Origin of the sequence: Mesorhizobium sp. M0317 (genome assembly GCF_040321555.1) — a bacterium.
GTDB lineage: Bacteria > Pseudomonadota > Alphaproteobacteria > Rhizobiales > Rhizobiaceae > Mesorhizobium.
In genome coordinates this window covers 11836-34396 of record NZ_JAMYRV010000008.1, presented here as the reverse complement: position 1 = coordinate 34396, position 22561 = coordinate 11836, and the positions used below count along the sequence as shown (strand labels likewise).

The window sequence follows — 22561 nt, the reverse complement described above, 5'->3', positions numbered from 1 at the left end:
GGCTTATTGCCTGTTTTTGCGGTGCAATCGGCTTTCGATCTCTTGCCGGGCGGTGTGCGTGGCCTTGAGCGCGATGGTCGCGCTGCCATCCTCATTGTCTACCCGCGAAACCACGTCGCCATTGCGGTAGAGCCAGTCGACAAGGCCGAACTGCGCCGGTTCGATCGTCACCGTCAATTCCTCCAGTTCGCCCGACATCCTGGTCTCGATCAGCGCCTTCAGCGCATCGATGCCTTCGCCGGTGACGGCCGAGATGGCGATCGGCGGCGCCTTGTTGGCGTCAGTGCCGTCGGCGAGCAGGCGCTCCCGGTTGCCGTCGTCGAGAAGGTCGACCTTGTTCCACACTTCGACGACGCGCTTGGCATCGCCAGCATCGACGCCGAGATCGGCGAGAATGCGCTCGACGTCCTCGGCTTGCGCTGCGGTATCCGGATCCGAGATATCGCGCAGGTGGATGACCAGATCGGCCTCGACGACCTCTTCCAGCGTGGCCCGGAAGGCGGCGACCAGATGCGTCGGCAGGTCCGAAATGAAGCCGACTGTGTCCGACAGGATGATCGGCGTGCCGTGCGGCAGGCGCACGCGGCGCAGCGTCGGGTCGAGCGTTGCAAACAGCATGTCTTCGGCCAGCACGTCGGCCCCGGTCAGCCGGTTGAACAGCGTCGACTTTCCGGCATTGGTGTAGCCGACAATCGCCACCACCGGGAACGGCACCTTCTTGCGCTTGGCGCGGTGCAGGTCGCGGGTGCGGCGCACCGTTTCCAGCTCATGCTTGAGCTTGATGATTTTTTCCTGCAGCTGCCGCCGGTCCGACTCGATCTGGGTTTCGCCGGGGCCGCCGAGGAAGCCGGCTCCGCCGCGCTGGCGTTCAAGGTGGGTCCAGCTCCGCACCAGGCGGCCCTTCTGGTAGTTGAGATGGGCAAGTTCGACCTGCAGCGTGCCCTCCTTGGTCCGCGCGCGCTCGCCAAAAATCTCCAGGATCAATCCGGTGCGGTCGAGCACCTTGGCATTCATTTCTTTTTCGAGATTGCGCTGCTGCACCGGCGTCAGCGGATGGTCGACGATGACCACCTCCGCGTGACCCTCTTTGACGATCTCGGCGAATTCCGCGACCTTGCCGCTGCCGAGCAAGGTTGCCGGGCGTGGATCGTTGACGGTGACCACCGCCGTGTGGATCAGATCCAGGTTGATGGCGCGGGCAAGGCCGACCGCTTCGTCGTGGCGCGCATCCGCCGAACGCGTCAGCCGTGGACGGTTCGTTTCGTCATCGTTGCGCTGATGCCGGGTAAGCACCGGCACAATGACAACCGCCCGGGTCGGACCTGTGGCTTCCGTCCCGGAATTATGTGCTGGTTTCCCGCGGACGCCGCGGTCCGCGTCTTTTTCACGTGCCAATCAGGCGCCCTGGCTTTCCTCGCCATCGAACATCTGAACCGGCTGGCTCGGCATGATCGTGGAAATGGCATGCTTGTAGACGAGCTGGGAGTGGCCGTCACGGCGCAGCAGAACACAAAAATTGTCGAAGGAAGTGACCACGCCGGTCAGCTTGACGCCGTTGATGAGAAAGATGGTGAGTGGATTTTTGCTCTTGCGAACAGAATTCAGGAACAGGTCCTGAAGGTTTTGCGATCGTTCCGCCATTGTTCTTGTCTTTCGCCGATCCCCTTCGGTTTGCAGGCTAATGCGCCAAATTAGCGGGCACATGTCAAGCTTGCAAACACCCCCTTGCCGTCAGTAGCGACAAGCAGAACGAGATATATTGATGTGCAGTCCGTCTGTGCGGTTATCAGGCTGGACTTTTTTCCGCAACGTCAAAAAAGGCTTGCCGCAATGAAAGTGTTATCGAACCGGGGTGCCCATTGGCGACCGCGGCACCGTCGATTGCCACGACCGGCATGGCGATTGTCGTTGCCGAACTGATGAAAGCTTCTCGCGCAGCCTTGGCTTCAGTGACTGAAAAACCGCGCTCCTCGATCGTCAACCCGAGCTTTGCCGCCACTTCGAACATGGTCGTGCGGGTGATGCCGCGCAGGATGCCATGCTCCGCCGGCCGGGTGACCAGAACGCCGTCCCTTGTAACGATCCAGGCGTTGGACGAGCCGCCCTCCTTGACGTTGCCATCGGTGTCGACGAACCAGGCCTCCTGGGCGCCGGCCTCCTTGGCCTTCTGCTTGGCCAGCACGTTGGGCAGCAGGCCGGTGCTCTTGATGTCGACCCGGTCCCAACGGTTTTCCGGCACGGTGATGACCTTGATGCCCGCCTCGGCTCGCTTGGCGGCCGCCACCGGGTCGGCCTTTCTGGCCGTAATCACCAGCGATGACGGTGTATCGGCCGGGAAAACGAAGTCGCGGCTGGCAACACCGCGCGTAACCTGGACATAGACCAGGCCGTTGACGACGTGGTTGCGCCGCACGATCTCGCGCAGGAGAAGCGGCAGCACGCCCTTGGTGACCGGCCAGTTGATCGACAATTCGCTAAGCGAGCGGTTCAGCCGGGCAAGATGGCGCGGCATGTCGACGACAAAGCCCTGCGCCACCTCGCAGACCTCGTAGACGCCGTCGGCGAACTGATAGCCGCGATCCTCGATATGCACGACAGCGTCGGCATGGGCGACATAGCGCCCGTTCACATAGGCAATGCGCGGCATGGGTGATCCCTCAGAACAGTCCCGCTATTTCTAGGCGATTCCGCCGCTGCCGTAACCGGCAATTGCACGGGCGCGGCCCGCTCGACCAACAACAATGGGGATCAGACCCCCAGCGACTTCAGTTTCCGGTGCAGCGCCGAGCGCTCCATGCCGATGAATTCCGCCGTCTTCGAGATGTTGCCGCCGAAACGGTTGATCTGGGCGATCAGATAGTCCTTCTCGAACTGTTCGCGCGCCTCGCGCAGCGGCAGCGCCATGATGTGCTGGTCGGACTGGTTCGGCGTGCGCGGCATGACATCGCCGATCTCCGACGGCAACAGGTCGGCGGTGATCGGCGCATCGATATCGTCGCCACGCGCCAGGATCATCAGCCGTTCGACATTGTTGCGCAGCTGGCGGACATTGCCCGGCCAGTTGTGCGCCTGCAGCACGGCAAGCGCATCGTCGCCGATGCGGCGCGGCTTGATGCCGGCCTGGCGAGCGATCTGCTTCATGAAATTGTCGACGAGATAGGGAATGTCCTCTCGCCGCTCGGCCAGGCCCGGCACCATGACCGGAACCACCGCCAGGCGGTGATAGAGGTCTTCGCGAAAACGGCCGTCGGCGATCATCGCCTCCAGGTTCTGCGAGGTCGAGGAGATGATGCGGACGTCGACCTTGACCCGCTTGGTGCCGCCGACCCGCTCGAACTGCTGTTCGACCAGCACGCGCAAAATCTTGTTCTGCGTCTCGCGCGGCATGTCGGCCACTTCGTCGATGTAGAGAATGCCGCGGTGCGCCTCTTCAAGCGCGCCGACCTTGCGCTCGGTGCCGTTCGATTCGGTGCCGAACAGCTCGATCTCCATGCGCTCGGGCGTGATGTTGGCCGCGCTCAGCGTCACGAACGGCGCGCCCTTGCGCGTCGACAGTGTGTGGATGGCGCGCGCGGCGAGCTCCTTGCCCGAGCCGGACGGACCGATGATCATGACGCGGCTGTTGGTCGGCGCAACGCGCTCGATGGTCTGGCGCAGCTGGCTCATCGCCGACGACATGCCGATCAAGTCGAAAGTTTCGCCGCTGCGCTGCTTGAGGTCGGACACCTCGCGCCGTAATTTCGAGGTTTCGAGCGCCCGCTCGGCGATCAGGATCAGCCTGTCGGCCTTGAACGGCTTCTCGATGAAATCATAGGCGCCGCGGCGGATGGCCGACACCGCTGTCTCGATATTGCCGTGGCCGGAGATCATCACCACCGGCAGGCTCGGATGCATCGTCTTGATCTCGTCGAGCAGCGCCAGCCCGTCGAGGCGCGAGCCCTGCAACCAGATGTCGAGGAAAATCAGCCGCGGCGCCCGGTCGGCGATTGCCGCGAGCGCGCTGTCGGCATCGAATGCCGTGCGGGTTTCATGCCCTTCGTCGCTCAATATGCCCGCGACGAGTTCACGGATGTCTTCCTCGTCATCGACGATGAGAATATCAGACGCCATTACTGACCTTTTCAGTTTCTCGTTCGTGTTCCGTTTCGCCTTGACCGCGTGGCGGCGCGGTTGCGGCAGCTGGCGGCAGGATGATCGAGATCATCGCGCCGCGTCCACCGTGGAAGTCCGCAGGCGCATCGTGCAATTCAAGCCGCCCGCCATGGTCCTCCACGATCTTCTTGACGATGGCGAGACCGAGCCCGGTGCCCTTCTCGCGCGTCGTCATATAGGGCTCGAGCAGCCTTTGGCGATTCTCGCGCGGCAGCCCTTTGCCATTGTCGATGACGTCGATTCGTATGGCGCCATTCTGCCGGGCAGCTTGAATCCGGATTATGCCGTGCGAACCGTCCTTTTGTTCCAGCCCGTCAATCGCCTCGGCCGCGTTCTTGATGACGTTGCCGAAAGCCTGCGCCATCAATCGGCTATCGAACGTGCCCTTGAGCGGCTCGTTGCCGAACACGCGTTCGAAAGCAATGTCGGCGCGGCTGACTTCGACCAGGAACGACGCCTCGCGCAGCGATTCACGCAGATCGATGGCTTTCATCTCGGGCTTGGGCATGCGGGCGAAAGCCGAGAACTCGTCGACCATGCGGCCGATATCCTCGACCTGCCGGATGATCGTGTCGGTGCACTGGTCGAAAATCTCGCGGTCCTCGGTGATGACCTTGCCGAAGCGTCGCTTGATGCGCTCGGCCGAGAGCTGGATCGGCGTCAGCGGGTTCTTGATTTCATGTGCGATACGCCGCGCCACATCAGCCCAGGCCGACGAGCGCTGTGCCTGGACCAGATCGGTGATGTCGTCGACAGTCACGACGTAGGATTTCTCCTCCTCGCCGTCGTCGCCGGCCTCGATGGTGATCTGCACGTTGAAGGTACGCTCGGCGCCGGTGCGATAGAAGGTGACCTGCTCGCGATAGACCGGCTTGCCGGATTTGCGGCCGATCTCGAAGACACGGCCGACATGCGGCAGCACGGCGGACAGGTTCTGCCCCAGCGCCGCCGTGGCCGATATGGCCAGCATCGTTTCGGCCGATTTGTTGACGATGGAGACGATGCCGTAGGGATCGACGCCGATGACGCCGGCGGTGACGCCGGCCAGCACCGCTTCCGAGAAACGACGCCGTTCGTCGATCAAATCCTTGGCCGACAGGATCTCATTGCGCTGCGATTTAAGCTCCAGCAGCATCTTGTTGAACGTATCGCCAAGCGAGGCGACATCGCCGTCGGAAGGCCGTACCGGAACGGCGACATCGAGATTGCCGGTCGCAACCTCGTCAGCCGCGCCGATGAGTTGACGGATGGGCCGCACCAGACGGTCGGCCACCGCTATGCCGGTCCAGATGGCCGACAGGATGATGATCAGCGTCAGCGACAGATAGGGCAGCGCGAACGCCACCTGCGACGTCCGCCTGTTGTCTTCCAGGCCGCGATATTCGGCGGTGTTGGACTGGACGATCGCCCTCGCCTTGATCACTTCGGGGTCGACCAGGCGATTGGTGTAGAGGTAGAGGCCTTCGATCTCCCGCAGCTTGATGATGGCGCCCATGATGTTGCGCGTCTTCGGCTCGATCAGCACCGGCTTGCCGTCGGCCGCACTTGCCACCGCGCCCTCAGGCGGTGCCGGCATGGCGAAGTCCGCATCGGTCTGGGCACTCACGACAAAGGAGCCGTCTTCCCTGACCAGCGCCGCATGCACCAGGCTTCTGCCGACGGCTTCCTTGTTCATCAGGTCGAGAAAGCCGGTTCGATCGAGGCCGTAAAGCGTGCGCGACGCATCGAGATCGTAGGCCATCGACAGCGTCGTGCCCTGAAGATTGCGAGCGTTTTCCTGCACATAGGCGTCGGCGATCGACAGCGACGAGTTGACGATCGCCTTGGTGCGGATCTCGAACCAGCGGTCGAGGCCGATATCGAGCGTGATCGAGGCGATGATGGCCACCATGATGGCGGGGATGGCCGCGACCAGCGCAAACATCGTCACGATGCGCACATGCAGCCGCGACGCCGCCTTGCCGTGCCGGCGCGCCATGGTGATGCGATGCACCTCGCGGCCAACGAGGGCAATCAGCGCCAGCACAAATAAGGCATTGGCCGCAATCAGCGTCAGCGTTGTGTTTGCGTCTGGCGTGATCGGCGTGGCGCCGACAAGAATCGCAAACGAGATTGCCGCCGTAACCAGCGCGCCGGCAATTGCCACAACGCCGGGCAACGCAAGCAGCCGCCGTCCATCCCTCTGGCCGGGTCTGCTGAAAAGCGGTTCGTTTGATGTCAGAGCTTGCGAAGCCATGTCGCCGTCTAAGAGCCAGTGATTGCGTCGGATGTATGCAACGCATTGTGGCGATTATGCAACAAGTGTGGCCGTGACGGAAATCTTTCGGCCGCCGATCCCCTGAAAAGGGGACGACCTCGCGTCCCTTCGGGCGCCAGGCGCTCATGATCTCGACGATTTGTAGACGTTGACGCCCAGCTCGCGAATCTTCTTGCGCAGCGTGTTGCGATTCAAGCCGAGCAATTCGGCCGCCTTGATCTGGTTGCCGCGCGTTGCCGTCATGGAAGCGAGCACCAGCGGATATTCGACCTCGGACAAGATGCGCTGATAGAGACCTGCCGGGGGCAACTCACCGGCGAAAGAGGCAAAATAGCGCTGCAGGAAGTGCTCCACCGCCTGGCCGATGGATAGATCGTCCGGGATCAAATTGCCGCCGCCGGGAACGACCGGTCTTTCGCCTGTCTTCAGCTCGGCTTCAATGATCTCGGCTGATATTTCGTCCTGCGAATAGAGCGCCGCAAGCCGGCGCACCAGGTTTTCCAACTCGCGCACGTTTCCCGGCCACGGATAGCGCTTCATCAATTCGATGCCGCCGGTCGAAATGCGCTTGGTCTGCAAGCCTTCGCTGGCGCCGATCTTGAAGAAATGCCGCACCAGATCGGGAATGTCTTCCGATCTCTCACGCAAACCCGGCAGCCGAAGCGGCACGACATTCAGGCGATAGAACAGATCCTCGCGGAAAAGCCCCTGGTTGATCAGCGTGCGCAGATCCTTGTTGGTGGCGGCGACGATGCGCACATCGGTCTTGATCGGGGTGCGCCCGCCGACCGTTGTGTATTCGCCCTGCTGCAGCACGCGCAGCAGCCGCGTCTGCGCCTCCATCGGCATGTCGCCGATCTCGTCGAGGAAAAGCGTGCCGCCCTCGGCCTGCTCGAAGCGGCCGGTCGAGCGGTTCTGTGCGCCGGTGAAGGCGCCCTTCTCGTGGCCGAACAGCTCCGATTCGATCAAATCGCGCGGGATCGCCGCCATGTTGATGGCGACGAACGGACCGCCGCGGCGACGGCCATATTCGTGCAACGCGCGCGCCACCAATTCCTTGCCGGTGCCGGACTCGCCCGAGATCATCACCGTCAGGTCGGTCTGCATCATGCGCGCCAGCATGCGGTAGATGTCCTGCATGGCGGCCGACCGGCCGACCAGCGGCATCGCGTCAGGCTGTTCTTCCGGTCGCGTATCGATCTTCGGTCGGCGCGGCTCTGACAGCGCCCGGTTGACGATGTTGAGCAGTTCGGTCAGGTCGAACGGCTTCGGCAGATACTCGTAAGCACCTGTTTCGGAAGCACGAATCGCCGTCATGAAAGTGTTTTGCGCGCTCATCACGATGACCGGCAGCTCGGGCCGCGCCTTCTTGATGCGCGGCAGCATGTCGAAGGCGTTCTCGTCCGGCATGACAACGTCGGTGATCACCAGATCGCCCTCGCCCGCCGCCACCCAGCGCCACAGCGTCGAGGCGTTGGAGGTCACGCGCACCTCATGGCCGACGCGCGACAGCGCCTGATTGAGCACGGTGCGGATGGCCGCATCGTCGTCGGCGACGAGAATATTGCCGCGAACCGTCATTTGCGGTCTCCTTCGCCTTCATCATCGGCAGTGTCGATGGGTGTTTCTTTCCAGGCCGGCATCAGGATTCGGAAGGTGGTGCCGCGCGGCGTCGAATCGCATTCGATGATGCCGCCATGCTCGCCGACGATTTTCGCCACCAGCGCCAGGCCGAGCCCCGAGCCGTTCGGCTTGGTGGTGATGAACGGATCGAACAGGATCGGCAGAATGTCTTCCGAAACGCCCGAACCATTGTCGCGCACGCAGAATTCAAGCGGCAGCGACACGCGGTCCTGGGTTCCGGGAACGGACACGCGGATGCCCGGCCTGAACGCGGTCGACAGCACGATCTCCCCCTGTGGGTCGCCGCCGATGGCCTCGGCGGCGTTCTTGACCAGGTTGAGGAACACCTGGATCAGTTGGTCGCGGTTGGCGAAAACCGGAGGCAATGATGGATCATAGTCCTCCATTATCCTGATTCTCTTGGCAAAACCGTTCTTCGCGATTGCCTTCACATGGTCCAGCACGACATGGATGTTGACAGGATAGCGGTCAATCGGCCGCTCGTCGGAAAACACTTCCATGCGGTCGACGAGGGAGACGATACGATCGGTCTCGTCGGTGATGAGGCGGGTCAGCGCGCGATCCTCGTCGGACGCCGAGAGTTCGAGCAGCTGTGCGGCGCCACGTATGCCGGACAGCGGGTTCTTGATCTCATGTGCCAGCATGGCGGCAAGGCCGGTGACCGAACGCGCGGCACCCCTGTGTGTCATCTGCCGGTCGATCTTGTCGGCCATCGAGCGTTCCTGGAACATCACCACGATTGAGCCTGGGAATTCCGGCACCGGCGCGACATAAAGATCGACGACCTTCTCGATTCCGAGACGCGGCGACGACACGTCGACACGGTATTCGTTGACCGGCGCACGGCGCTCGCGCACCTGGTCGACCAGCTGCAGCAACGGGCTGCCGAACGGGATCAGCTTGGACAGTGTGTTGCGGGCAAGCATGTTGGCACTTGAGCGGAAGAAGTCTTCCGCATCGGCATTGGCGTAGGTGATGAACCCGTCCGGATCGACCATGATGACCGGACGGCGGATGGTGTTCAGCACGATACTGGCGGCATCCGCCATGTCGGAGCTCGGTGTGACTGTGGCGTTCATGCGGCGCTCCGCAAGGGCGTGGCTTCGCCGGAAAACACCTCATGCAGCAAGGCAATGACGCGGGCGGGTTCGAAAGAGGTGAGGATGGCTTTCCGCCGCCCATCGGAAACGCCAGCAGCGTGGCGGTCGAGATACCAGCCGAGATGCTTGCGCGCCTGGCGCAAGCCGCTTTCGACGCCGTAAAGCGTCAGCATGTCCTCGTAGTGGGAAACGATGTAGTCGGCCATGGCTTGCGGGCTTTCCGGCACGCCGGAGAGCGCGTCGCCCGCAGCCGTCGCCGCAATGCGGCCCGCCGTCCATGGCGCGCCATAATGGGCACGACCGATCATCACCGCGTCGGCGCCCGACTGTTCAAGGATTTCGGCGGCCTCCGCGGGCGAGCCCACATCGCCGTTGGCGACCACCGGGATCGAGACGGCGTCCTTGATGCGGGCGATGGCGCCCCAATCGGCCTTGCCTTGATAAAACTGGCAGCGCGTGCGCCCATGCACGGTCACCATTTTAACACCGGCCTCTTCGGCGCGGCGCGCCAAAACGGGTGCATTGAGCGCATTGTCGTCCCAGCCGAGCCGCATCTTGACCGTGACCGGCACCTGGACCGCGCCGATCACCGCTTCGATCAGCGACAGCGCGTGGTCGAGATCGCGCATCAGCGCCGAGCCGGCATAGCCGCCGGTCACCTTCTTGGCCGGGCAGCCCATATTGATGTCGATGATGTCGGCGCCCTCGCCGGCAGCGATGCGCGCGCCCTCGGCCATGTGCTCGGCCTCGCGGCCGGCAAGCTGGACCATATGGACGGGCAGCCCGGAATGACGGATGCGCAGGTCGCAGCCGGCCCTGCCCTTGGCAAGCTCGCCGCTCGCCACCATTTCCGACACGACCAGGCCCGCGCCATGCGCGTAGGCGCGCTGCCGGAACGGCTCGTCCGTTATTCCCGACATGGGCGCGAGGAAGACGCGGTTGCGGATTGTCACGCCGCCAACGTCGAGCGGCGAAGCCAATTTTGTCACTTCAAGCATGCACAAAAACCAAGCATATCGGATTGCTGCACATTCTCTAGCCATAAGAAAGGCATTGTGCAACGCGCAATGACGTCACATTGCGGCGCATTTGGGAAAATGCTGGCCTTCGCCATAAGCCGCGACTAAGCCTCTCGGCATGACAGACGCAAGCGAAAAACCGGCCGAGGCGACGACCGACAAGGTCGGCGTGGTCATCGTTGCAGCCGGCCGCGGCGCGCGTGCCGGACAGGCCGACGGGCCGAAGCAATATCAGCGCATCGGCGGCCGTGCCGTTATCGCGCGCACGCTGGAGACGTTCCTGGCGCATCCTGAAATTGGTCCCGTCGTCGTCGCGATCCATGCCGATGACCACGCGCTTTTTGACAAGGCAGCCGGCGTATATGCCGAGCGGGTTACCGCCGTGGTCGGTGGCGAGTCGCGCCAGGCATCGGTCCGGCTCGGCCTGCTGGCGCTGAGGGACCGTACGCCCGGCCGTGTCCTTGTCCATGACGCGGTGCGGCCGTTTGTCGACGCGGCCCTGATCGACCGTACCATCGCCGCCATTGGCGAGCGGCAGGGCGCGCTGCCCGCTTTGCCCGTCGCCGATACGCTGAAGCGCGAGTCGACGACCGGCATGATCGAAGAGACGGTGCCAAGGGCCGGCCTTCATGCCGCCCAGACGCCGCAAGGCTTTCCGTTCTGGCCGTTGCTCGCCGCGCATGAAAAGGCCCATCATCTCGGCAAGGCGGATTTCACCGACGATGCCGCGATCGCCGAATGGGCGCATATTCCGGTAAAAATCGTCGAGGGGTCGCCGGACAATGTCAAATTGACCTGGGCAAGGGATATTGCGATGGCAGATCAACGGCTTACTGGCGAGCGTTTTCCAGACATTCGCACCGGCAATGGCTATGACGTGCACGCCTTCGAGGCCGGCGACCATGTCACCCTGTGCGGCGTCGCCATTCCGCACGGCAAGAAGCTTTCCGGCCATTCGGATGCCGATGTCGGCCTGCACGCGCTGACCGATGCGCTGCTCGCCACTTGCGGCGCCGGCGACATCGGCACGCATTTCCCGCCTTCCGATCCGCAATGGAAGGGCGCGGCGTCAAAGATCTTCGTCGAGCATGCGGCCAGGTTGGTGCGCGAACGCGGCGGGCGCATCGCCAATGCCGATATCACGCTGATCTGCGAGGCGCCGCGCGTCGGCCCGCATCGCGAGGCGATGACCAACGCGTTGTCGGCAATGCTGGGCATTTCCAGCGATCGCATCTCGATCAAGGCGACGACCAACGAAAAGCTCGGCTTTGTCGGCCGCGAGGAAGGCATCGCCGCCATTGCCACCGCCAGTGTCGTCTTCCCCGGGGAGGTTCCCGCATGAACAACAGCGATCTCGCCAATGCCCTGCTCCAGGTCTGCCAGCAACGCGGCATCATGCTGGCGACGGCCGAGAGCTGCACCGGCGGCATGATCATCTCGGCACTGACCGACATCGCCGGCTCGTCCGCTGTCGTCGATCGCGGCCTCATCACCTATTCCGATGAAGCAAAGATGGAGATGCTCGGCGTCTCGCCCGCCACACTCGAGGCGCATGGCGCCGTCTCGCGCGAAACGGTTCTGGAGATGGCGGAGGGCGCTCTGGCGCGCTCGCGCGCCGGGCTGGCGCTTGCCGTCACCGGCATTGCCGGCCCAGGCGGCGGCTCGCCGGAAAAACCGGTCGGCCTCGTCTGGTTCGGAGTTGCCCTAAGAGGTGGGCCGGTGGCTGCCGAGCTCAATATGTTTGCCGACAATGGCCGCGACTTCATCCGCCGTGAGACCGTCAAGCATGCGCTGGAGATCGGCCTGCGCGCGCTCGGCGACACTCATGAGATGGGCGTCGTTCCGTAGATGACGTCCGCACGTTTTTCGAAGGCTTCGGAAAACATGCGGAAGGCGCGATCGAACATGGTGCCCATCAACACGCCGAGGATACGGCTCTTGAACTCGTAGTCGATGAAGAAGCGAACGTTGCAGCCGCCGCCGTCGGCCGGCTCGAAGCGCCAGATATTGCTGAGATATTTGAACGGCCCATCGATGTATTTGACGTCGATTGTGTTCTCGTCCGGCTTCAGCAGCACCTGCGTCGTAAAGGTCTCGCGGATCGCCTTGTAGCCGATGCTCATATCGGCGAGGAGAATGGTGCGGCGATCACGCTCCTTGCGAGAGCGCACCGTCAGCGCCTCGCACAGCGGCAGAAATTCAGGATAGGTCTCGATATCGGCGACCAGCGCAAACATCTGCTCCGGCGTGTGGGCAACGCGGCGTGTGGCTTCGAATTTCGGCATTGAAGCAGGATTTAACTGGCTTTTTTGAGCTGCGCCTCACGCGCCGCCCGCAGCCTGGCGAAATCGTCACCGGCATGATGCGAGGAGCGCGTCAGCGGGCTCGACGCCGCCAGCAGGAAACCCTTGGTCTTGCCGATCGTCGCGAAGGAGTTGAACTCCTCCGGCGTGACGAAGCGGATCACCGGGTGGTGTTTCTTCGACGGCTGCAGATACTGGCCAATGGTCATGAAGTCGACATTGGCCGAGCGCAGGTCATCCATCAGCTGCAGGATCTCGTTGCGCTCTTCGCCGAGGCCGACCATGATGCCGGACTTGGTGAAGATCGACGGATCGAGCTCCTTGACCCGCTGCAACAGCCGGATCGAGTGGAAATAGCGGGCACCCGGCCGCACCGTCAGGTAGTTCGACGGCACGGTTTCGAGATTGTGGTTGAAGACATCGGGCTTGGCCGCCACGACGATCTCCAGCGCGCCCTCCTTGCGCAGGAAATCGGGCGTCAGGATTTCGATCGTGGTCAAGGGCGTCGCTGCTCGGATCGCCCGGATAACCTCGGCGAAATGCTGCGCGCCGCCATCGGCGAGATCATCGCGGTCGACCGAGGTGATGACGACATGGGTCAGCCCCATCTGCTTGACGGCATGCGCGACACGCGCCGGCTCATCGGCATCGAGCGCGGTGGGAATGCCGGTGGCGACATTGCAGAAGGCACAAGCGCGCGTGCAGATCTCGCCCATGATCATGAAGGTGGCGTGCTTCTTTTCCCAGCACTCGCCGATATTGGGGCAGCCGGCCTCTTCGCACACCGTGACGAGCTTGTGCGACTTCACGATCTCGCGGGTTTCGGCATAGCCCTTCGACATCGGCGCCTTGACGCGGATCCAGTCGGGTTTGCGCAGCACGTCCTGATCAGGCTTGTGTGCCTTCTCGGGGTGCCGCAGGCGCGGCGCGTTGGCGATCGTGTCGAGAACAGTGACCATCTCAAACCTGACTTGTTGGCGTCTGCCCGTCGGCATTCGCCCTTCTGGCGTCATCTAGGGCTTTTCGGTGCAAAGAAAAAGGCTGCGGCGGCGCATGCCGCCACAGCCTTTTTCGCATAGCGGGGATCCAGAGCAATTCCAGGAAAAGTGTGACACGGTTTTCCGTCCGGAATTGCGTCAGAAGAACGAGATAAACGGCGAGCCGTTTTATCGGCGTATCAGCCGCCCGGCAAAGATCAGCAGGCAGGCGCCGATGAAGCCGGTGATCAGGTAGGCGAGCCAGCCGACACCGAAGGGTTCGATGTTGAGCGCCCTGAGAATTGCGTTCAGCACCACCGCGCCGACAATGCCCATAATGATGTTCATCAAGACGCCGGTATTGCTCTTCATGACCATCTCGGCCAGCCACCCGGCCAAACCGCCGATGATGATGGCCGCAATCCAGCCCACGCCATTCACGTCCATATGCCAACTCCTCCAGTGTCAGGTGAAAATGCATCCGGAAACGAACTGTCTGCCGTAAGGTTCCTCCGGCGCATGCGTCTGAGTCTCGCGGCAGCAATTTATCACGCGTTGAGCGCACGGCCATAGGCATCGAGCACGCTTTCCTTCATCATCTCCGACAGCGTCGGATGCGGGAAGATGGTGTGCATCAGTTCTTCCTCGGTGGTCTCCAGGTTCATCGCCACGACAAAGCCCTGGATCAGCTCCGTCACCTCGGCGCCGACCATATGCGCGCCGAGCAGCTGGCCGGTCTTCTTGTCGAAGATGGTCTTGATGAAGCCCTGGTCCTCGCCAAGCGCGATCGCCTTGCCGTTGGCGCCGAACTGGAAACGGCCGACGCGGATGTCCTTGCCTTCGGCCTTCGCCTTGGCTTCGGTGAGCCCGACCGAGGCGACCTGCGGGTTGCAATAGGTGCAGCCCGGGATCTTCAGCTTGTCTGTCGCATGCACGCCGGGGAAATTGGCGATCTTCTCGATGCAGACCACGCCTTCATGCTCGGCCTTGTGGGCGAGCATCGGCGGTCCGGCGACATCGCCGATAGCGTAGATGCCGGGCACATTGGTCTTGCCGTAGCCATCGATGACGACGCAGCCGCGGTCCGTCTTCACGCCGAGCGTCTCGAGGCCGAGATTCTCGATATTGCCTTGCACGCCGACGGCCGAGATCATGCGGTCGGCGGTGATCTTCTCGACCTTGCCGTCCTTCATCTCGACATGTGCGGTAACCGAGTTGGTGCCCTTCTCGACCTTGGTCACCTTGGCCTCGAGGATGATTTTCATGCCCTGCTTCTCGAACTGCTTCTGCGCGAATTTCGAGACCTCGGCATCCTCGACCGGCATCACCGCCGGCAAAAGCTCGACCACCGTCACCTCGGCGCCCATGGTGCGGTAGAAGGAGGCGAACTCGATGCCGATGGCGCCCGAACCCATGACCAGCAGCGATTTCGGCATCTCCTTCGGCACCATCGCCTCGAAATAGGTCCAGATCAGTTTGCCGTCCGGCTCGATGCCGGGCAGCGCGCGCGGCCGGGCGCCGGTGGCGAGAATGATGTGCTTGGCGGTATAGGTCCCCTCGCCCTTGACGCCCTTCGGCACCGGCGGCTGCGGCTCCATCGGCTTCTTCGCCATCTTGGAGACGACGATCTCACCGGGCTTGGAGAGCTTGGCCTCGCCCCAGATAACGTCGACCTTGTTCTTCTTCATCAGGAAGGCGACGCCGCCATTGAGCCTCAACGACACTTTGCGCGAGCGGTCGACGACAGCGGCGGTGTCGGCGCTGACCTTGCCGCCTTCGAGCTTCAGGCCGTAGTCTTTCAGATGATCGGAATAGTGCATGATCTCGGCCGAGCGCAGCAGCGCCTTGGTCGGGATGCAGCCCCAGTTGAGGCAGATGCCGCCGAGATGCTCGCGCTCGACGATGGCAGTCTTGAAGCCGAGCTGGGCGGAGCGCACCGCCGTGACATAGCCGCCGGGGCCCGAGCCGATGATTATAACGTCGTAGGATTCTGCCACGGGGTTTCTCCCTGATTTTCTCTAGAGTTCCAGCATCACACGCACCAATGGCGCCAATGCGTCACCTATATTGCGCGTGTTTTCGGCATCGAGATGGACCCCGTCGATCGGTGTGGTCTCGGCCACCGTGCCGGCATCGAAAAAGCCGCAGCCAGCCTCGTCGGCGAGCGCGGAATATTGCGGCGCCAGCCGCTTCGAGGCCTCGTCGCCGCCGGCAAACATTTCCTTGAATTCGGCATTGTCGGTGCGGCTGACCGCGGGTGGCGCAACGATCAGGATTTGCGGCGCGGCCCAGTCGAACGGATAATCGTGGCCGCGCACGATGTCGATCAGCCGCTGCACGCCCTGCTTGGCCGCGACCGGATTGCCGTGGATCCAGGGCTTCATGTCGTTGGCGCCGAGCATGATGATGATCAGGTCGAGCGGCGCATGGCTGGTCAGGATTGTCGGCAGCACCTTGGCGCCATTGCGGTCGGCACCAGCCAGGTGATCGTCGAAAGCCGTGGTGCGGCCGTTCAGACCTTCGGCAATGACTTCGATATCATCGTCGCCCAGCGCCGCCTTGAGCACGCTCGGCCAGCGGTCCTCCAGCGCATGGCGCCCGAGGCTTGCCGCGTCATAGCCCCAGGTCAGGGAATCGCCGTAGCAGAGGATCGTCTTCATGCACCCGCACCCGCCTCCGCCTTAAGCCCGCGCCGCACGCGCCATCCCACGAACAGCCACTGCACGATAACCGTGGCGATGCTTGGCAAAATCAGACCGGCGACAACGGGGAGATCGCCCGACCACTGGGCTTTGCCCGGCGGCTGAGAGAAGGTCCAGGCAATCAGCCCGATCCCGGCCAGCACGAACAACGCAACCCCAACAAGCCCCGTCAGATTGATCGCCCTTTGTAGGTTTGGCACCAATTGCGCGATGAAAAACGCCACCGTCGCAACGATAGAGACCAGCGCCGAGGCCATGAAGACAAGGATGAATTCCGAGTTCGCATTGGTGGCGATTGCCAGCCACAGCGCCACCAGCCCGCCGGCCAGGCCGGAAAGGATCAGGGCGAAAAGGCTGGTGACGAATTTCCGCACAGCCTTTCCTTCCTAGACCAGCATGCCCATCGGGTTTTCGATCATGCGCTTGAAGGCGACCAGAAGTTCGGCGCCGAGCGCACCGTCGACGGCGCGGTGATCGGTCGACAGCGTCACCGACATGATATTGGCGATTTTGATCTCGCCATTCTTGACCACCGGCCGCTGCTCGCCCGCACCCACCGCCAGGATCGTCGCATGCGGCGGGTTGATGACGGCGGCAAAGTCCTTGATGCCGAACATGCCGAGATTGGAGACAGCCGTCGTGCCGCCTTGATATTCCTCAGGCTTCAGCTTGCGGCTGCGGGCACGGCTCGCCAGATCCTTCATCTCGTTGGAGATAGTGGACAGCGTCTTTTCGTCGGCGTGGCGGATGATCGGCGTGATCAGGCCGCCGGGGATTGACACGGCAACGCCGACATCGGCGTGCTTGTGCTTGACCATGGCGCTTTCGGTCCACGATGCATTGGCATCCGGCACCGCCATCAGCGCCATCGCCATCGCCTTGATCACCATGTCGTTGACCGAGAGTTTGTAGACGGGAGCCTCGCCCTTGTCGGTCTTCTTCGTCGGAGCAGCCGCATTGATCTGTGTGCGCAGCGCCAGCAGCGCATCGAGCTCGCAGTCGAGCGTCAGGTAGAAATGCGGGATGGTTGTCTTGGCCTCGACCAAGCGGCGCGCAATGGTCTTGCGCATATTGTCGTGCGGGACGAGCTCATAGGATCCTTCGGCAAACAGCTTCAGCACCTGTTCGTCCGACATCGCCTTGGGTGCCGCAGCCGGAGCCGCAGGTGCCGGAGCGCCGGCAGGTGCGGCTTTCGCGGCCGGTGCAGCCTTGGCGCCACCGCCGGCAATCGCCGCCTCGACATCGGCCTTGACGACACGGCCATGCGGGCCGGTGCCGGTTACGGCGGACACGTCGACTCCGGCATCCTTGGCGATGCGACGAGCCAGCGGCGAAGCGAAGGTGCGCTCGCCTGACGATTGGCTGATCTCCCCCTTTGTGGGGGAGATGGCCGGCAGGCCAGAGGGGGGCGCGACAGACTGAGAGGTCGGCGGGGCAGCGCCCCCCTCTGTCGACTTCGTCGACATCTCCCCCACGGGTGGGGAGATTGACGCCTTATCCTGCTTGGCATCGGCTTTCGCGGGCGCGGCATCGCCACCACCCTTTGCCGCCGCCCCTGCATCCTCGCCTTCGCTGGCCAGAATGGCGATCAGCGCATTGACCTTGACGCCTTCGGTGCCACCCGGAACGACCAGCTTGGCGACGGTTCCTTCATCGACGGCTTCGACTTCCATCGTCGCCTTGTCGGTCTCGATCTCGGCGATCACGTCGCCCGGCGAAACCTTGTCGCCTTCTTTCACGAGCCACTTGGAAAGATTGCCCTCTTCCATCGTGGGCGAGAGTGCCGGCATGGTGATGTTGATTGGCATGATGTCCTCCCGACCGGCTCAGCGATACGTGACGGCTTTGACCGCCTCTATGACCTCGCCGACATTGGGCAAAGCCAGCTTTTCGAGGTTCGCCGCATAAGGCATCGGCACGTCCTTGCCGGCGATGGTGATGACCGGCGCGTCGAGGAAATCGAAGGCGCGCTGCGAAACCTGGTTGGCGATGTGGTCGCCGACCGAGTTCTGCGGGAAACCTTCTTCCACCACGATCAGGCGGTTGGTCTTCTTCACGGAGGCAATGACGGTGTCGAGGTCGAGCGGGCGGATGGTCCGGAGATCGATGATCTCGGCGTCGATGCCCATGCCGCGCAGTTCGGCTTCCGCCTTGATGGCATAGGTCATGCCGATGCCGAACGAGACGATGGTGACGTCCTTGCCCTGCTTGTGAATGCGCGCCTTGCCGATCGGCAGCACGAAATCATCGAGCTTCGGCACGTCGAAGGACTGGCCGTAGAGGATTTCGTTCTCGAGGAAGATGACCGGGTTCGGATCGCGGATCGCCGCCTTGAGCAGGCCCTTGGCGTCGGCAGCCGTGTACGGCATCACCACCTTCAGGCCGGGAATATGGCTGTACCAGGCGGCATAGCACTGCGAATGCTGGGCGCCGACGCGGGCGGCCGCCCCGTTCGGACCGCGGAACACGATCGGTGCGCCCATCTGGCCGCCCGACATATAGAGCGTCTTGGCCGCGGAGTTGATGATCTGGTCGATCGCCTGCATGGCGAAGTTGAAGGTCATGAACTCGACGATCGGCTTCAGGCCGGCCATCGCCGCACCGACGCCGACGCCGGCAAAGCCGTGCTCGGTGATCGGCGTGTCGACGACGCGGCGCGGCCCGAATTCCTGCAGCAGCCCTTGCGTGATCTTGTAGGCGCCCTGGTATTCCGCGACCTCCTCGCCCATGACGAAGACATCGCCGTCGCGGCGCATTTCTTCAGCCATGGCATCGCGGAGCGCTTCGCGCACCGTGGTCGAGACCATCTCGGTGCCGGCGGGAATATCCGGATCGGCGGCAGGTTTGGCCGCCGGAGCGGCGGGAACTGCCTTCGGAGCCTCGCCGGCATCCTGGGGAGCCGCTTTTGTACCTTCCTCGGCTGCATCGGTCCGCTGACCGCCAGCGGAAACGGCATCCTGGGTGGAGGCAGGCTTGCCGCTCTTTTCGACATCGCCTGCACTTTCACCGTCCTGCAGCAACACGGCGATCACCGCGTTGACCTTGACGCCTTCGGTGCCGGCGGGAACCACGATCTTGCCGATCGTGCCTTCATCGACGGCTTCGACTTCCATCGTCGCCTTGTCGGTTTCGATCTCGGCGATGACATCGCCGGCGACGACCTTGTCGCCCTCGTTCTTCAACCATTTGGAAAGATTGCCCTCTTCCATGGTCGGCGAGAGAGCGGGCATGAGAATTTCGATCGGCATGTCCTTGCCCTCCCGTTACAATACGATGTCGGTCCAGAGCTCGGACGGATCCGGCTCTGCGTCGTGCTGGGCAAATTCGGCGGCGTCGGCGACGATGTCGCGGACTTCCTTGTCGATGTTCTTGAGTTCGTCCTCGGTCGCCCACTTCTTGGCCGTCAGCCGCGCCTTGACCTGCTCGATCGGATCATGATCCGAGCGCATCTTCTGCACTTCTTCCTTGGAGCGGTATTTCGCGGGATCCGACATCGAGTGACCGCGATAGCGATAGGTCTGCATCTCGAGGATGATCGGACCGTTGCCGGCACGGCACCATTCGGTCGCCTGATCGCCGGCGGATTTGACCGCACGCACATCCATGCCGTCGACCTGAATGCCGGGAATCTTGAACGAGGCGCCGCGATGCGAAAAATTGGTTTCGGCCGACGAGCGCGACACCGAAGTGCCCATGGCGTAGCGGTTGTTCTCGATGATGTAGATCACCGGCAGCTTCCACAGCGAGGCCATGTTGAAGCTTTCATAGACCTGACCCTGGTTGGCAGCGCCATCGCCGAAATAAGTCAGCGACACATTGTTGTTGTCGCGGTAGCGGTTGGCGAAGGCGAGACCGGTGCCGAGCGAGACCTGCGCGCCGACAATGCCGTGGCCGCCGTAAAAATGCTTCTCCTTGGAGAACATGTGCATGGAGCCGCCCTTGCCCCTCGACAGGCCACCACGGCGTCCGGTCAGCTCTGCCATGACGCCGCGCGGGGAAAGTTCCATCGCCAGCATGTGGCCATGGTCGCGATAGGCGGTGATCATCTGGTCGCCGTTGATCAGCGACATCTTCATGCCGGTGACGACCGCTTCCTGGCCGATATAGAGGTGGCAGAAGCCGCCGATAAAGCCCATGCCGTAGAGCTGGCCGGCCTTTTCCTCGAAGCGGCGGATAAGCAGCATGTGCCGGTAGGCGGCAAGCTCCTCGTCCTTGGTGAAGTCAGCCGGCTTGGGGGCGGAAAGCCCCGTTGATTTGGCGGACGTCGATTTAACGGATTTGGCAGGCGCTTTTTTGGCGGCGGTGGCCATGCATCACTCCCTGTTGGCGTCTCTTTGCGGACACTAAAGCAGACCATGTCTGCTCCGGGGAGGATCAGCTCCTCCCCACCGATTGGAGGGAAGCTAACATGCGAGACCGCGTTTCGCCATGCAGAAAAATGCATGGCTGGCATGCGCCTAAACGCCCAGAATCATTAGAGATAACAGCGATTAACTGAAACTTGGTTATTTCGAATTGGCCGGCAGCATGATGGTGATTTCATCGGGCTGGGACAGATTGAGCGCCCGGCGTGCCTGCTCGTCGAGCATATCCTTTTCAAGCGTACCCTCATGCATCAGCTGGACGCGCCGCTCCAGATCGACCCGGCGCGCCTTGATGGCATCGTACTTGGCCTGCAATTCGATGCTCTGCGCTTCGAGCTGATATTTGGAATTGATGCCGAACTCGCCATGATAGGCATGGAAGCCGAAATAGGCCAGGAACGCCACGCAAAGCGACGGGATGATCAGCCGGCCGGTGTTTCTCTGCTTGTGCTGGCGTGTCCACATGGTCGCAATCCTCTGACCTGTCTATCTGGCCCGATTGTGCTTAATGGACGGTTACGGACAGGTGCATTAGCCAGCGCCCGCAACGAAAAAGGGCGGGAAAATCCCGCCCTTCCTCGTTTTCGCCAGTTCGGCAGAATTTAAGCTTTGATTACCGACTTGCCGGCGTAGCGCGCCTGCTTGCCGAGCTCTTCCTCGATGCGGATCAGCTGGTTGTACTTGGCCATGCGATCCGAGCGCGACAGCGAACCGGTCTTGATCTGCCCGCAATTGGTGGCGACGGCGAGGTCGGCGATGGTCGAATCCTCGGTTTCGCCCGAACGGTGCGACATGACGGCTGTGTAGCCTGCCTTATGCGCGGTCTCGACAGCGTCGAGCGTTTCGGTAAGCGAGCCGATCTGGTTGACCTTGACCAGGATCGAATTGGCGACACCCATGCGGATGCCGTCGCGCAGCCGCGCCGTGTTGGTGACGAAGAGGTCGTCGCCAACCAGCTGCGTCTTGTTGCCGATCAAATCGGTCAGGTACTTCCAGCCCTCCCAGTCGTCCTCGGCCAGGCCGTCCTCGATCGAGATGATCGGATAGTCGGCGGCGAGCTTGGCCAGGTACTTGGCCTGCGCCTTCGGATCGCGGGTCTTCTTCTCGCCCTCATAGACGTAATTGCCGTCCTTGAAGAATTCGGTCGCCGCACAGTCGAGACCGAGCGCGATCTCTTCGCCCGGCTTGAAGCCGGCCTTCTCGATTGATTCCATGATGAAATCGAGCGCCACCGGCGCACTCTTCAGATTGGGCGCGAAGCCGCCTTCGTCGCCGACATTGGTGTTGTGGCCGGCATCCTTGAGCTTCTTGCGCAGCGTGTGGAAGATTTCCGAGCCCCAGCGCACGCCTTCGCGCAAAGTCGGCGCGCCGACCGGCAGGATCATGAATTCCTGGAAATCGATCGGATTGTCGGCATGCGCTCCGCCATTGATGATGTTCATCATGGGCACCGGCAGCAAATGCGCCTTGGTGCCGCCGACATAGCGGTAAAGCGGCAGTCCGGCGGCTTCCGCCGCGGCCTTGGCGACCGCCAGCGAGACGCCGAGGATGGCGTTGGCGCCGAGCCGGCTCTTGTTGGGCGTGCCGTCGAGCTCGATCATGGTCTGATCGATGTGGATCTGGTTTTCGGCTTCCATGCCGCCGATCGCCTCGAACAGCTCGCCATTGACGGCCTCGACCGCCTTGAGCACGCCCTTGCCGAGATAGCGGGCGCCACCGTCGCGCAGTTCGACGGCCTCATGCGCGCCGGTCGACGCGCCCGACGGCACCGCGGCGCGGCCCATTGAGCCGTCTTCGAGAACGACGTCGACCTCGACGGTCGGATTTCCACGGCTGTCCAGGATTTCACGCCCGACAATGTCGATGATGGCGGTCATTGCGATGTCCCCGATTGATCGATTGAAAGCGTCGCGCCCCTCTTATCCAAAGTGCCGCAAAAGGCAATCAGGAATGGCATGAAATAATAGCGACGATCGCCCCATGCGGCCAGGCCCAGGGGCCATGGGCGACGCCATCTGACGCAAACAACAACCCCTACCTGAC

The 22561-nt window shown here is 62.6% G+C and carries 21 protein-coding genes; 2 read left to right on the top strand and 19 right to left on the bottom strand.

Going from position 1 to position 22561, the window contains the following annotated elements:
* Positions 1-3: 3 nt before the first annotated feature.
* The 8 genes from hflX to dusB all read right to left on the bottom strand — a co-directional run bounded on the left by hflX (position 4) and on the right by dusB (position 10151).
* On the bottom strand, positions 4-1395 hold the full coding sequence (gene hflX, locus NKI88_RS08940) for a GTPase HflX (protein ID WP_023696099.1): 1392 nt from the start codon (positions 1393-1395) through the stop codon (positions 4-6).
* Positions 1396-1641, bottom strand: a complete 246-nt coding sequence (hfq, locus tag NKI88_RS08935; RefSeq protein WP_006202172.1) for an RNA chaperone Hfq — start codon at positions 1639-1641, stop codon at positions 1396-1398. It abuts the gene before it with no gap.
* A gap of 145 nt (positions 1642-1786) precedes the next feature.
* Positions 1787-2647, bottom strand: coding sequence for a D-amino-acid transaminase (locus NKI88_RS08930; protein ID WP_023696098.1), 861 nt, complete (start codon positions 2645-2647; stop codon positions 1787-1789).
* Positions 2648-2748: 101 nt separating this feature from the next.
* On the bottom strand, positions 2749-4110 hold the full coding sequence (gene ntrX, locus NKI88_RS08925) for a nitrogen assimilation response regulator NtrX (RefSeq protein ID WP_023668929.1): 1362 nt from the start codon (positions 4108-4110) through the stop codon (positions 2749-2751).
* On the bottom strand, positions 4100-6388 hold the full coding sequence (locus NKI88_RS08920; RefSeq protein WP_352654698.1) for a sensor histidine kinase NtrY-like: 2289 nt from the start codon (positions 6386-6388) through the stop codon (positions 4100-4102). Before NKI88_RS08920 ends, ntrX begins: the two co-directional genes overlap by 11 nt.
* 144 nt (positions 6389-6532) lie before the next feature.
* Positions 6533-7990 (bottom strand): nitrogen regulation protein NR(I), encoded by a 1458-nt coding sequence (gene ntrC / locus NKI88_RS08915; protein WP_023710528.1) that lies wholly within the window; start codon positions 7988-7990, stop codon positions 6533-6535.
* Positions 7987-9132, bottom strand: coding sequence for a two-component system sensor histidine kinase NtrB (locus tag NKI88_RS08910; RefSeq protein WP_023668926.1), 1146 nt, complete (start codon positions 9130-9132; stop codon positions 7987-7989). The genes ntrC and NKI88_RS08910 overlap by 4 nt, the downstream gene beginning before the upstream one ends.
* Complete coding sequence (gene dusB, locus NKI88_RS08905) at positions 9129-10151, bottom strand: tRNA dihydrouridine synthase DusB (protein ID WP_352497444.1); 1023 nt, start codon at positions 10149-10151, stop codon at positions 9129-9131. The genes NKI88_RS08910 and dusB overlap by 4 nt, the downstream gene beginning before the upstream one ends.
* A gap of 139 nt (positions 10152-10290) precedes the next feature.
* On the opposite strand from dusB, the gene NKI88_RS08900 reads away from it, so the two are divergent.
* Positions 10291-11514: a bifunctional 2-C-methyl-D-erythritol 4-phosphate cytidylyltransferase/2-C-methyl-D-erythritol 2,4-cyclodiphosphate synthase gene (locus NKI88_RS08900; protein WP_352497445.1), complete on the top strand. Its 1224-nt coding sequence runs from the start codon at positions 10291-10293 to the stop codon at positions 11512-11514.
* Entirely contained in the window at positions 11511-12020 is a 510-nt protein-coding gene (locus NKI88_RS08895) for a CinA family protein (protein ID WP_023696095.1), read from the top strand. The genes NKI88_RS08900 and NKI88_RS08895 overlap by 4 nt, the downstream gene beginning before the upstream one ends.
* On the opposite strand, the gene NKI88_RS08890 is transcribed toward NKI88_RS08895, so the two are convergent.
* The 11 genes from NKI88_RS08890 to eno all read right to left on the bottom strand — a co-directional run bounded on the left by NKI88_RS08890 (position 11996) and on the right by eno (position 22395).
* Positions 11996-12457 (bottom strand): type II toxin-antitoxin system RatA family toxin, encoded by a 462-nt coding sequence (locus tag NKI88_RS08890; RefSeq protein ID WP_023736661.1) that lies wholly within the window; start codon positions 12455-12457, stop codon positions 11996-11998. The two genes, NKI88_RS08895 and NKI88_RS08890, sit on opposite strands and share 25 nt — an antisense overlap.
* 11 nt (positions 12458-12468) lie before the next feature.
* Positions 12469-13434 (bottom strand): lipoyl synthase, encoded by a 966-nt coding sequence (lipA, locus tag NKI88_RS08885; RefSeq protein WP_352654695.1) that lies wholly within the window; start codon positions 13432-13434, stop codon positions 12469-12471.
* Positions 13435-13641: 207 nt separating this feature from the next.
* Positions 13642-13899, bottom strand: coding sequence for a GlsB/YeaQ/YmgE family stress response membrane protein (locus tag NKI88_RS08880; RefSeq protein ID WP_023668920.1), 258 nt, complete (start codon positions 13897-13899; stop codon positions 13642-13644).
* Positions 13900-14000: 101 nt separating this feature from the next.
* The gene (gene lpdA, locus NKI88_RS08875) at positions 14001-15449 is read right to left on the bottom strand and encodes a dihydrolipoyl dehydrogenase (protein ID WP_352654693.1); all 1449 of its coding nucleotides are present in this window, start codon (positions 15447-15449) and stop codon (positions 14001-14003) included.
* 21 nt (positions 15450-15470) lie between these two features.
* On the bottom strand, positions 15471-16112 hold the full coding sequence (locus NKI88_RS08870; protein WP_023682555.1) for an SGNH/GDSL hydrolase family protein: 642 nt from the start codon (positions 16110-16112) through the stop codon (positions 15471-15473).
* Positions 16109-16528 (bottom strand): hypothetical protein, encoded by a 420-nt coding sequence (locus NKI88_RS08865; protein WP_023748669.1) that lies wholly within the window; start codon positions 16526-16528, stop codon positions 16109-16111. Before NKI88_RS08865 ends, NKI88_RS08870 begins: the two co-directional genes overlap by 4 nt.
* A gap of 12 nt (positions 16529-16540) precedes the next feature.
* Complete coding sequence (locus NKI88_RS08860) at positions 16541-17962, bottom strand: pyruvate dehydrogenase complex dihydrolipoamide acetyltransferase (protein WP_352654690.1); 1422 nt, start codon at positions 17960-17962, stop codon at positions 16541-16543.
* Positions 17963-17980: 18 nt separating this feature from the next.
* Positions 17981-19402 (bottom strand): pyruvate dehydrogenase complex E1 component subunit beta, encoded by a 1422-nt coding sequence (locus tag NKI88_RS08855; protein ID WP_023682558.1) that lies wholly within the window; start codon positions 19400-19402, stop codon positions 17981-17983.
* A gap of 15 nt (positions 19403-19417) precedes the next feature.
* Positions 19418-20464: a pyruvate dehydrogenase (acetyl-transferring) E1 component subunit alpha gene (pdhA, locus tag NKI88_RS08850; RefSeq protein WP_023682559.1), complete on the bottom strand. Its 1047-nt coding sequence runs from the start codon at positions 20462-20464 to the stop codon at positions 19418-19420.
* 195 nt (positions 20465-20659) lie between these two features.
* The gene (locus tag NKI88_RS08845) at positions 20660-20983 is read right to left on the bottom strand and encodes an FtsB family cell division protein (protein ID WP_023748672.1); all 324 of its coding nucleotides are present in this window, start codon (positions 20981-20983) and stop codon (positions 20660-20662) included.
* A 137-nt stretch (positions 20984-21120) separates the two neighbouring features.
* Positions 21121-22395, bottom strand: coding sequence for a phosphopyruvate hydratase (gene eno, locus NKI88_RS08840; protein WP_023688446.1), 1275 nt, complete (start codon positions 22393-22395; stop codon positions 21121-21123).
* Positions 22396-22561: the final 166 nt, after the last annotated feature.

Bases quoted from the DNA above. Each gene is read 5' to 3' on its own strand.
- hfq (WP_006202172.1), bottom strand. From the start codon at position 1,641: ATGGCGGAACGATCGCAAAACCTTCAGGACCTGTTCCTGAATTCTGTT.
- NKI88_RS08930 (WP_023696098.1), bottom strand. From the start codon at position 2,647: ATGCCGCGCATTGCCTATGTGAACGGGCGCTATGTCGCCCATGCCGAC.
- ntrX (WP_023668929.1), bottom strand. From the start codon at position 4,110: ATGGCGTCTGATATTCTCATCGTCGATGACGAGGAAGACATCCGTGAA.
- NKI88_RS08920 (WP_352654698.1), bottom strand. From the start codon at position 6,388: ATGGCTTCGCAAGCTCTGACATCAAACGAACCGCTTTTCAGCAGACCC.
- ntrC (WP_023710528.1), bottom strand. From the start codon at position 7,990: ATGACGGTTCGCGGCAATATTCTCGTCGCCGACGACGATGCGGCCATC.
- NKI88_RS08910 (WP_023668926.1), bottom strand. From the start codon at position 9,132: ATGAACGCCACAGTCACACCGAGCTCCGACATGGCGGATGCCGCCAGT.
- dusB (WP_352497444.1), bottom strand. From the start codon at position 10,151: ATGCTTGAAGTGACAAAATTGGCTTCGCCGCTCGACGTTGGCGGCGTG.
- NKI88_RS08900 (WP_352497445.1), top strand. From the start codon at position 10,291: ATGACAGACGCAAGCGAAAAACCGGCCGAGGCGACGACCGACAAGGTC.
- NKI88_RS08895 (WP_023696095.1), top strand. From the start codon at position 11,511: ATGAACAACAGCGATCTCGCCAATGCCCTGCTCCAGGTCTGCCAGCAA.
- NKI88_RS08890 (WP_023736661.1), bottom strand. From the start codon at position 12,457: ATGCCGAAATTCGAAGCCACACGCCGCGTTGCCCACACGCCGGAGCAG.
- lipA (WP_352654695.1), bottom strand. From the start codon at position 13,434: ATGGTCACTGTTCTCGACACGATCGCCAACGCGCCGCGCCTGCGGCAC.
- NKI88_RS08880 (WP_023668920.1), bottom strand. From the start codon at position 13,899: ATGGACGTGAATGGCGTGGGCTGGATTGCGGCCATCATCATCGGCGGT.
- NKI88_RS08870 (WP_023682555.1), bottom strand. From the start codon at position 16,112: ATGAAGACGATCCTCTGCTACGGCGATTCCCTGACCTGGGGCTATGAC.
- NKI88_RS08860 (WP_352654690.1), bottom strand. From the start codon at position 17,962: ATGCCAATCAACATCACCATGCCGGCACTCTCGCCCACGATGGAAGAG.
- NKI88_RS08855 (WP_023682558.1), bottom strand. From the start codon at position 19,402: ATGCCGATCGAAATTCTCATGCCCGCTCTCTCGCCGACCATGGAAGAG.
- pdhA (WP_023682559.1), bottom strand. From the start codon at position 20,464: ATGGCCACCGCCGCCAAAAAAGCGCCTGCCAAATCCGTTAAATCGACG.
- NKI88_RS08845 (WP_023748672.1), bottom strand. From the start codon at position 20,983: ATGTGGACACGCCAGCACAAGCAGAGAAACACCGGCCGGCTGATCATC.
- eno (WP_023688446.1), bottom strand. From the start codon at position 22,395: ATGACCGCCATCATCGACATTGTCGGGCGTGAAATCCTGGACAGCCGT.